This window comes from Knoellia terrae (assembly GCF_048606435.1).
Lineage (GTDB): Bacteria > Actinomycetota > Actinomycetes > Actinomycetales > Dermatophilaceae > Knoellia > Knoellia terrae.
The window spans coordinates 246,829-253,202 of the sequence record NZ_JBMBWH010000006.1; the positions used below are offsets into that span (position 1 = coordinate 246,829).

6 protein-coding genes are annotated in these 6,374 nt (G+C 71.6%); all 6 read left to right on the forward strand.

All coding sequences use genetic code 11. The annotated features are described in order from the left end of the window. The first annotated feature begins 25 nt into the window (after nucleotides 1–25). Genes ACOJV9_RS10730 through ACOJV9_RS10755 form a run of 6 tightly spaced genes read left to right on the forward strand, consistent with a single transcriptional unit; the run spans nucleotide 26 to nucleotide 6,140 of the window. Entirely contained in the window at nucleotides 26–1,453 is a 1,428-nt protein-coding gene (locus ACOJV9_RS10730) for an HNH endonuclease signature motif containing protein (protein ID WP_420185198.1), read from the forward strand. A 46-nt stretch (nucleotides 1,454–1,499) separates the two neighbouring features. Continuing rightward, the gene (locus ACOJV9_RS10735) at nucleotides 1,500–2,768 is read left to right on the forward strand and encodes an acyl-CoA dehydrogenase family protein (RefSeq protein WP_420185199.1); all 1,269 of its coding nucleotides are present in this window, start codon (nucleotides 1,500–1,502) and stop codon (nucleotides 2,766–2,768) included. Continuing rightward, a complete protein-coding gene (locus ACOJV9_RS10740; RefSeq protein WP_420185200.1) occupies nucleotides 2,765–3,556 on the forward strand; it encodes an SDR family NAD(P)-dependent oxidoreductase in 792 nt (263 codons plus the stop codon). The genes ACOJV9_RS10735 and ACOJV9_RS10740 overlap by 4 nt, the downstream gene beginning before the upstream one ends. Beyond that, nucleotides 3,549–4,667, forward strand: a complete 1,119-nt coding sequence (locus ACOJV9_RS10745) for a phosphotransferase family protein (protein ID WP_420185201.1) — start codon at nucleotides 3,549–3,551, stop codon at nucleotides 4,665–4,667. Before ACOJV9_RS10740 ends, ACOJV9_RS10745 begins: the two co-directional genes overlap by 8 nt. Then, nucleotides 4,664–5,353 (forward strand): histidine phosphatase family protein, encoded by a 690-nt coding sequence (locus ACOJV9_RS10750; protein ID WP_420185202.1) that lies wholly within the window; start codon nucleotides 4,664–4,666, stop codon nucleotides 5,351–5,353. The genes ACOJV9_RS10745 and ACOJV9_RS10750 overlap by 4 nt, the downstream gene beginning before the upstream one ends. Nucleotides 5,354–5,384: 31 nt before the next feature. Beyond that, nucleotides 5,385–6,140: an SDR family oxidoreductase gene (locus ACOJV9_RS10755; protein ID WP_420185203.1), complete on the forward strand. Its 756-nt coding sequence runs from the start codon at nucleotides 5,385–5,387 to the stop codon at nucleotides 6,138–6,140. Nucleotides 6,141–6,374: the final 234 nt, after the last annotated feature.

A 6,374-nucleotide genomic window follows, 5' to 3' on the forward strand; every position in this document is an offset into this window, starting at 1 on the left:
CGTCGAACAGGTGTACTATTGATGCATGGGAGGGACAGCGAGACAGAGCAGCGGACCCGGGGTCCGGATCCGCTCCGTCGTGTCCTCGTTGGGCGCAGTGTCCGCCGAGGGACTCACGGAGGCCGAGCGGGTCGAGGTCGTGTCGGCGCTGGAGTCGCTCAAGGGCGCAGCCGCCGCGGCGCAGGCCCGGTTGACCGCTGCTGCCGTGGTAGACCGCGAGCAGCTGGGTGAGGACTCCCGGAGTGTGCGCGCCGACCTGGCCCTGGCGCGACGGTGCTCCCCGACGCTGGCCGACCAGCACGTCGGAGTGGCTCGCGCGCTGGTCGAGGAGATGCCGGCGACCATGGCCGCGCTCGAGCGGGGCGAGATCACTGAGCGGCGCGCCGTGATCGTCGTCCGCGAGACCGCCTGCCTGAGCCGGGAGCACCGGGCCGAGGTCGACCGCCGGCTCGCATCGACGATCAGCTCGCTGGGTGACAAGGCCCTCACGGCGGCGGCCCGTCGCGCGGGCGCAGCGCTGGACGCGGAGTCCCTCGCCGAGCGCAACCGGCGCGCGGTCGCCAGCCGCCGGGTCAGTGTCCGGCCGGCCGCCGACGGCATGGCGTGGCTGTCGATCCTCGGCCCGATGGCGGACGTGATCGGCGCGCACGTCGCGCTGACTGCCGAGGAGGGGCGTCGCCACGTCCTCGACGCCACCCTTTCCGCCGAGGAGTGGGAGGCGGCCGCAGCGGCAGCTCGCGCGGACACCCGCGGCAAGGGTGCCTGGCTCGCCGATCGCGCGCTCGAGCTCCTCTCCGGCCGGGCCCACGGCCAGCCCCAGCCGGTCGAGGTCAGTCTCGTGATGACCGACCGGGTGCTGCTGCCCGCGGCCTTCGGCGGCGATGTCCCCGCCGACGACGTCGCGGTGATCCCGGGCTGGGGCGCTGTCCCCGGGTGCGAGGCGCGCGGAAGGGTTGTCGGACTCGACGACTCCGGCTCGGTGACCTGGCTCCGCCGCCTCTTCACCGACCCGAGCGGCCGCGACCTCGTCGGCATGGACTCGACGCGACGACGCTTCCACGGCGGCCTGCGCCGGTTCCTCGAGCTGCGCGACCCCACGTGCCGGATCCCGTGGTGCGACGCACCCGCCGGGCAGACCGACCACGTGACAGCCGTCCGCGCCGGTGGGGCCACCTCGGGCGCCAACGGGGAGGGACTGTGCCAGCGGCACAACCTCGTCAAGGAGCTCGACGGCTGGCACGTCCGGGTGGAGTCGAGCGGTCTCGACGGACGGGGACCACACGGCATACGGATCCAGACCCCGACCGGTCGAGTGCACGACTCGACGGCGCCGCCGATCCTCGGCGACGGCTGGACCCCACCTCCCGTCGAGGCACACCCGCCCGATGACGTCGCAGAGCGCTTCGGCGACTGGCTCGAGGAGGCGCGCGAGGGTCACTACTGGGCCGCGTGAGTCAGCCCACTTCCCGGCTAAGCGTGCGCTCACCTAGGGTCGGGGCATGGACTTCTCACCGTCGGAGCGTTCACTCGACCTCGCGCAGCGCGTGCGGAACTTCATCGACAGCGAGGTCGAGCCGGCCGAGCGGGTGATCGCCGCCGACATCGCCGCCCGCCGCTCCGCGGGCGAGGACCCGTGGCCCGCGCACCCGCTGATCGGCGAGCTGCAGGGCAAGGCGCGCGGGCAGGGACTGTGGAACCTCTTCCTGCCTGCCGGCCACGAGGGCCCGTATGCCGTCCGGTTCGGCACCGACGGCGGCGCCGGCCTGACGAACGCCGAGTACGCCCCGATCGCCGAGCAGATGGGCCGCTCGTTCTCCGCGCCGCTCGTCTTCAACTGCAACGCCCCGGACACCGGCAACATGGAGGTGCTGCTCAAGTACGGCACCGACGAGCAGAAGGAGCAGTGGCTCGAGCCCCTCCTCGACGGCCGGATCCGCAGCGCCTTCCTCATGACCGAGCCGGGGGTCGCCTCGTCCGACGCGACGAACATGGAGGCCACGGCGACGATCGACGGCGACGAGGTCGTCCTCAACGGCACCAAGTGGTGGTCCACCGGCGTCGGCAACCCCGACTGCAAGGTCGCCATCTTCATGGGGGTCACCGACCCCGGGGCGCACCGCCACGGTCGCCACTCGATGGTGCTCCTGCCCTTCGACCATCCCGGCGTCAGGGTCGAGCGGATGCTCTCGGCCTTCGGCCAGCACGACGAGCCGATCGGGCACGGCGAGGTCTCGCTGACCGACGTCCGGCTGCCCGTGAGCAACATTCTCGCCGGGCCGGGCCGGGCGTTCGAGATCGCGCAGGGACGCCTCGGACCGGGTCGCGTCCACCACTGCATGCGCCTCGTCGGGCTGGCCGAGCGTGCCCTCGAGCTCGCCTGCGAGCGCTCCACGTCGCGGACCGCCTTCGGCAAGCCGCTCGCCAACCTCGGCGGCAACCGCGAGCGGCTCGCCCACGCGCGCATCGCCATCAACCAGGCCCGGCTGCTCGTCCACCACGCCGCGTGGAAGCTCGACACCGTCGGCGCCATGGGTGCGATGAGCGATGTCAGCGAGATCAAGGTCGCCGTGCCGCAGATGGCCTGCGACGTCATCGACATGGCGATCCAGCTCCACGGTGGCGCCGGGATGTCCGAGGACTTCCCGCTCGCCGCGGCCTACGCCAACGCGCGGTCGCTGCGCCTGGCCGACGGGCCCGACGAGGTCCACCTCGGCGTCATCGCGCGCATCCTGCTCCACCCCTACGCAGAGAAGGCGAGCCGCTCATGAGCCGTCGTGTCCTCGTCACCGGTGGTGCGTCCGGCCTCGGCCTGGCCCTGACGAAAGCCTGCCTCGGCCGTGGGGACCGAGTGCTCGTCGTCGACCTCGCCGAGTCACGCCCGGCCTCCGTGCCCGAGGCGGCCGACTACCTCCGCCTCGACGTCCGGAGCCAGCAGGACTGGGACGCCGCGCTCGCCCACGTCCGTGCCGTGTGGGGCGGCCTCGACGTGCTCGTGAACAACGCGGGCGTCGCGACTGGTGGACGCATCGACGTCGAGTCGATCTCCGACTGGGAGCGGGTCATCGACATCAACCTGCTCGGTGTCGTCCGTGGCTGCCAGACGTTCACCCCACTCCTCAAGGAGCAGCGCTCCGGGCACATCGTCAACACCGCCTCGCTGGCCGGGCTCATCCACGGCCCCGGCATGTCCTCCTACAACGCCGCCAAGGCCGGCGTCGTCGCCCTGTCCGAGACGCTGGGCTTCGAGCTGGCACCGTGGGGAATCCACGTGTCGGTCATCTGCCCGGCCTTCTTCAGGACCAACCTCCACGAGTCGCTGCAGGGCAAGGACACCGCGATGGAGGAGACCGCCCTCAAGCTCATCACCCGGGCGTCGATGAGCGCGGACGAGGTCGCCCAGGTCGTGCTCAAGGGGATCGACCGCCACAAACGGGTCATTCTCACGGACCGTCTCGGCCGCCAAGCCTTCTGGACCAAGCGGCTGGTGCGGCCGGCATACGACGCCATGGCGACCAGGGCGGGGCAGAAGCTGGCCCGGAAGTCCGGCGATGCCTGAGCGGTCTCCCACGACACCGGGCAACGCGTCAGCCGTGCGCGACGAGGACGCGTTCGACGTCGAGGCGCTGGCGGACTGGCTGCGGACGAACGCCCCCGGCGAGCCGGGCCTCGAGGGCACCCCCGAGGTGCGCCAGTTCACGGGCGGCGCGTCCAACCTCACCTACCTGCTGCGCTACCCCGGGCGCGACCTCATCCTGCGCCGGCCCCCGATCGGCACCAAGGCCAGGGGAGCGCACGACATGCGACGGGAGAGCGACATCCAGGCGGCGCTGGGTCGCGTCTACGACCGTGTGCCGCGCATCGTGGCCCACTGTGGCGACACGTCGGTGATCGGCTCCGAGTTCTACGTCATGGAACGGATTGTCGGGACCATCCTGCGCCGTGACGTGCCCGCCTCGCTCGGCCTCTCGCCCGCGGACGTGAACCAGCTGTGCCGCAACGCCCTGGACACCCTCGTCGACCTGCACCGCGTCGACGTCGTCGCTGCCGGGCTCGAGGCGCTCGGCCGCGGCCCCGGCTACGTCGAGCGGCAGGTGGCAGGGTGGTCGGCGCGCTACCGCAAGGCGCGGACCCCGAACGTGGGGTCCTTCGAGCCGGTCATGCGCTGGCTGGAGGCCAACCGCCCGTCCGACGTGGGCCAGGTCCTCATCCACAACGACTTCCGCTTCGACAACCTCGTGCTCGCCGAGGACGACCCCACCCGCATCGTCGGTGTCCTCGACTGGGAGATGGCCACCGTCGGTGACCCGCTCATGGACCTCGGCGGGGCGATGGCCTACTGGGTGCAGGCGGGCGACGACCCGGCCGCCAAGGCGCTGCGCCTCCAGCCGACGCACACCCGCGGGATGCTCACCAGGGTCGAGGCCGTCCGCTACTACTGCGACCGCATGGGCATTCCGATGGACGCGGAGCGCTGGGCCTTCTACGAGATGTTCGGCCTCTTCCGCCTCGCCGTCATCGCGCAGCAGATCTACCTGCGCACCTACCGCGGTGAGACGACCAACCCCCGCGCGAAGCGGATGCGCTGGTTCGTCCTCTACCTCGACCTCCGGTGCCGTCTGCTGCTCCGCCAGCAGCGTCGCGCGAGCCGTCGCGCCGGTCGCCGATGAGCCGGATCATCCTCGTCCGTCACGGCCAGGCATCGTTCGGGAAGAAGGAGTACGACCGTCTGTCCTCGCTCGGGCGCACCCAGGCGCGGCACGTCGGGCGTGCCCTCGCCGCACGTGGTGTCCAGCCGTCGCGGGTGATCAGCGGGTCGATGCAGCGCCAGGTCGACACGGCCGCCGCGCTCACGGAGGCCGCCGGCTGGGTGGTGCCGACGGTGGCCGACGGCGCCTGGGACGAGTACGCGCACGGGCCGATCCTCACGGCGTACAAGCCGGCCTACCGGTCCATGACGGTGATGAAGGCCGACCTCGCACGCACCCTGCGGCCCATACGGGCCTTCGACGAGATGTATGCCGTGGCGATGGACCGCTGGGTCGCCGGCGACCACGCGAGCGACTACGACGAGCCGTTCGAGGCGTTCGGCCGGCGTGTGCTGGCCGGTCTCGAGGCGGTCGCCGAGGACCTCGGTCGCACCGAGACGGCGGTCGTCGTCAGCTCTGCCGGCGCGATCTCGTGGGTGACGGCCTCGGCGCTGCACGGTGGCGCCCCGGTCTGGACCCGCCTGCAGCGCGTCATCGCCAACACCTCGGTCACGACCCTCACCGTCGGCCTCAGCGGCCCGACACTGCGGACCTTCAACGACACCTCGCACCTCGACCAGCACCCCGACCTGCTCACCCTGCGCTGACCCCACCCCTCCGAGACCCCAGGACCTGCACATGACGACGACCCTCATCACCGGCGCCAGCTCCGGCATCGGCGCCGAGCTCGCCCGCCAGCTCGCCGACCGTGGGCACGACCTCGCCCTCTGCGCCCGACGCACCGAACGCCTCGACGAGCTGCGCTCCGAGATCCTCGCTGCCCACCCCGACCGCGTGGTCGCGGTCAAGGCGCTCGACGTCACCGACGACGACGCGGTCTTCCGCGTCTTCCACGAGTTCGACGCCGAGCTCGGTGGGGTCGACCGGGTGGTGGTCAACGCCGGCCTCGGAAAGGGCGCCCCGATCGGTGTCGGCGGGTACGCCGCCAACCGGGCGACGGCCATGACGAACTTCATCGGAGCGCTGGCCCAGTGCGAGGCGGCGATGGAGATCTTCCGGGCACGCAAGCGCGGTCACCTCGTGGTCATCTCGTCGATGTCCGCGATGCGGGGGATGCCCAAGACCGTGACGACGTATGCCGCCACCAAGGCGGGCATCGCCCACCTCGCCGAGGGCATCCGCACCGAGATGCTCGGCAAGCCCGACCTCGACATCACCGTCTCGACCATCTACCCCGGCTACATCCGCTCGGAGATGAACGAGAAGGTCGAGCAGCAGACGAGGTTCATGGTCGACACCGAGACCGGCGTGCGCGGCATCGTCGAGGCCATCGAGAAGGGCGTCGACTCCGCCCGCGTCCCGGCCTGGCCGTGGAAGCCGCTCGGAACCGCGATGCGCCACCTCCCGCTCGGGCTGGTCCGCAAGCTCACCTGACGCGGATCCACCCCTCGCCGGTGCGTGGTCGAAGGGGCGGCCGGGGGGTGTTACGCTTGGGTAGTTCCACACCGACAACGGCGGAAACGCACGGTCGGGGTAGCGCCGCAAGGCGGCTACGCTGGAACCACCCCCCACTGGGCCAGGAACGCGGGAATCGCGGGTTTGGCCGGTTGCCGGAAGGCTGCTACGGTGGGTGCCCCGCTGAGATCCAAGCGCGACGAGGACCGGTTC

Coding starts and splice junctions, on each gene's coding strand:
- ACOJV9_RS10755 (WP_420185203.1), top strand. CDS start 5,385: ATGACGACGACCCTCATCACCGGCGCCAGCTCCGGCATCGGCGCCGAG.
- ACOJV9_RS10730 (WP_420185198.1), top strand. CDS start 26: ATGGGAGGGACAGCGAGACAGAGCAGCGGACCCGGGGTCCGGATCCGC.
- ACOJV9_RS10740 (WP_420185200.1), top strand. CDS start 2,765: ATGAGCCGTCGTGTCCTCGTCACCGGTGGTGCGTCCGGCCTCGGCCTG.
- ACOJV9_RS10750 (WP_420185202.1), top strand. CDS start 4,664: ATGAGCCGGATCATCCTCGTCCGTCACGGCCAGGCATCGTTCGGGAAG.
- ACOJV9_RS10735 (WP_420185199.1), top strand. CDS start 1,500: ATGGACTTCTCACCGTCGGAGCGTTCACTCGACCTCGCGCAGCGCGTG.
- ACOJV9_RS10745 (WP_420185201.1), top strand. CDS start 3,549: ATGCCTGAGCGGTCTCCCACGACACCGGGCAACGCGTCAGCCGTGCGC.